At 66.2% G+C, this 1591-nt stretch carries 1 protein-coding gene; it reads left to right on the top strand.

All coding sequences use genetic code 11. The features are described 5' to 3' along the window. Positions 1-79 precede the first annotated feature (79 nt). A protein-coding gene (locus ACIN94_RS32815; RefSeq protein ID WP_400714946.1) for an IS3 family transposase occupies positions 80-1554 on the top strand; the annotation gives its coding sequence in 2 pieces (ribosomal slippage) (positions 80-419 and positions 419-1554; 1476 coding nt in all). Positions 1555-1591 lie beyond the last annotated feature (37 nt).

The raw sequence follows: 1591 nt of genomic DNA, 5'->3' as shown, positions 1-1591 counted from the left end.
TCCCTCCCTGCCAAACTAGACAGAGGCAACAAAAAGGTACATAACTCTGTATCGAGGGCGGGGAAGGAGACATCCCTTCGTGGGAGCACGACAGCCAGACCCCGAGACCCCTGACCCGCAGGTACATGAGCGGGCCACAGCCCGCCGGTACTCCGCGGCGTACAAGGCTCGGATCCTGCAGGAGTACGAGCAACTCGACAAGGCCGGCAAGGGCGCGCTACTGCGCCGCGAGGGCCTGTACTCCTCGCTGATCTCCAGTTGGAAGACCGCCCGAGACCATGGGGCGACCCAGGCACTGGCCCGGCCGGTCGGCCGTCCGAAGGCCGACCCGCGCGACAAGCAGATCGACACGCTGGAGGGCGAGGTCGAACGGCTACGCGCCGAACTCGACAAGACCCGCCAGGTGATCGAGGTGCAGGGAAAGCTCTTCGCGCTGCTGGATCAGCTCGCCACCAGCAGCGAGAACTCGACGGCTCGGGGCGAGCAGTGACCGAGATCATCCAGACCGCGCAGGCCGAGGCGATCGAGGCACTCACCCCGTTGCTCGGCCGCCGCAAAGCGTGCACGGCGGCCGGAGTGCCACAGGCCAACTGGTACCGAAACAACCGCCGCAGTCCGGCTCCGGCCCGTCCCATCACCCCGCGCAAGCCGCACCCGGCCGCGCTGTCGACCGCCGAGCGTGACCACGTCCGAGCCGTGCTCAACGAGCGCTTCGCGGATGCGGCCCCCGCCACGGCGTACTTCACGCTGCTGGACGAGGGCACCTACCTGGCCTCAGAGTCCACGATGTACCGGATCCTGCGTGCCCATGGTGAGGTCGGCCGTGATCGGCGCCGTCAGGCCACCCACCCGCCCAAGACCATCCCCGAACTGTTCGCTGATGCCCCCAACCGCGTATGGGCATGGGACATCACCAAGCTACGCGGCCCGGACAAGGGCGTCTGGTACCACCTCTATACGATCATCGACATCTACAGCCGCTGCGTGGTCGGCTGGATGGTCGCCTCCCGCGAATCGGCCGCCCTCGCCGAGCGGCTGATCCGGCAGACCACGCTCAAGCAGAAGGTCAACCGCGACACCCTCACCCTGCATGCCGACCGCGGCTCCTCGATGAAGTCCAAGACCGTGGCCGAACTGCTCATCGACCTCGGCGTGGCCAAGTCCCACAGCCGCCCCAAGACATCGAACGACAACCCCCACATCGAGGCGAGCTTCAAAACCCTCAAATACTGCCCGGACTTCCCTGGCCACTTCGGCTCGATCGAGGACGCCCGCGCCTTCTGCCAGACTTTCTACACCTGGTACAACCACGACCACTACCACTCCGGGATCGGCTATCACCACCCGGTCGATGTGCACTACGGCCGCGCCGCCGTCGTCCGTGACCGACGCGCCCGTGTCCTGGCCGCCGCCCACGCCACGCATCCCGAGCGGTTCGCATCCGGCGGCACCCCCACCCCGCCCGATCTGCCCGGACCGGCATGGATCAACAAGCCCAAGAACGACGACACGAACGAGCAGAAGGACACGCCAGAACAGCCGACACAGAATTAGCCCAGCTCAACTGCCTTGATCAAATTGACAGGTTCCG

The sequence above is a fragment of the Streptosporangium sp. NPDC087985 genome, assembly GCF_044741965.1.
In the GTDB taxonomy this organism is placed as follows: Bacteria; Actinomycetota; Actinomycetes; order Streptosporangiales; family Streptosporangiaceae; genus Streptosporangium.
The sequence above is the reverse complement of the archived record's forward strand: the minus strand, read 5'-3'. Positions and strand labels throughout refer to the sequence as shown.